We start from the raw sequence: 1,194 nt of genomic DNA on the forward strand, positions 1-1,194 counted from the left end.
TTCGTTCGGGGTGCTTCGGTGGATTGGTCGGCGCAGTATGCCGGTAGTGGAGCGCGGAGGGTCGATCTGCCGACCTACCCCTTCCAACGACACCGCCACTGGATCGGTGAGGCCGTTGCCGAACACGTCGAACCCGTCCGCCGGGTCGATGTCCACGACGGGCACGCCGTGGCCGAGCTCGTCCGCGCCCATGTCGGTGCGGTCCTGCAGTACGACGCCGGCCGGTCCGTCGAGATGGGCAGACCGTTCCGCGACCTCGGGTTCGACTCGCTGATGAGCGTCGAGTTGCGCAACAGCCTGGCTCAGTCCACGCGATTGCCGCTGTCCAGCAGCCTGCTTTTCGACTACCCGACACCCGCCGCGCTCCTGCGCCACCTCCAAGACCAGCTTGCCGGCACAGACCCGGCCGTACAGCCGGACATCGCCGTCCCGGCCGTGCTGGACGAGCCGATCGCGATCGTCGGTATGGCGTGCCGCTACCCGGGTGGGGTGTCCTCCCCGGCGGACCTGTGGCGGCTGGTTTCGCAGGGCGAGGACGTCATCGCGGGCTTCCCGACCGACCGCGGATGGCCCGATGACCTTTACGCACCTGAGGCGACCGACAAGGGCCGCACCTACGTGCGAGAAGGCGGTTTCCTGTACAACGCCGGAGAGTTCGACGCCGGGTTCTTCGGCATCTCTCCGCGTGAGGCCCAGTCCATGGACCCGCAACAGCGGCTACTCCTGGAAACGGCATGGGAGGCGCTGGAACGGGCCGGTATCCCACATGAGCACCTTGACGGCACCCGGACCGGGGTGTTCGTCGGAGCCACCGCACAGGACTACGGCCCACGTATGCAGGACGCCCCCGAGAAGGTGGGAGGCTACGTGCTCACGGGCGTGACCCCCAGCGTGATGGCCGGGAGGATCTCGTACCAGATGGGCTTCGTGGGACCGGCACTGACGGTGGACACCGCCTGCTCATCGTCGCTGGTGGCGCTGCACCTGGCGGTCAGCTCGCTGCGGCAGGGCGAATCCACACTGGCGTTGGCGGGCGGCGCGACCGTCATGGCCTCTCCCGGGATGTTCGTGGAGTTCTCCCGTCAGCGCGGGTTGGCCCCGAACGGGCGCAGCAAGGCGTTCGCGGCGGGGGCTGATGGTACCGGTTGGGCGGAGGGTGTCGGGTTGCTGGTGTTGGAGCGGTTGTCGGATGCG

Annotated in this window: 2 protein-coding genes; one reads left to right on the forward strand and one right to left on the reverse strand. The window is 68.4% G+C overall.

Annotated features, from left to right (window positions below; all coding sequences use genetic code 11):
• On the reverse strand, positions 1 to 192 hold a 192-nt coding region (locus ACSDR0_RS50715), incomplete at its 3' end, for a hypothetical protein (protein ID WP_435296150.1).
• Here ACSDR0_RS50715 and ACSDR0_RS50720 point away from each other — a divergent pair.
• Positions 169 to 1,194 (forward strand): beta-ketoacyl synthase N-terminal-like domain-containing protein (locus ACSDR0_RS50720; protein ID WP_435296151.1); only part of this gene is annotated, 1,026 nt, incomplete at its 3' end. The two genes, ACSDR0_RS50715 and ACSDR0_RS50720, sit on opposite strands and share 24 nt — an antisense overlap.

The sequence above is a fragment of the Streptosporangium sp. G11 genome (assembly GCF_051192615.1).
Lineage (GTDB): Bacteria > Actinomycetota > Actinomycetes > Streptosporangiales > Streptosporangiaceae > Streptosporangium.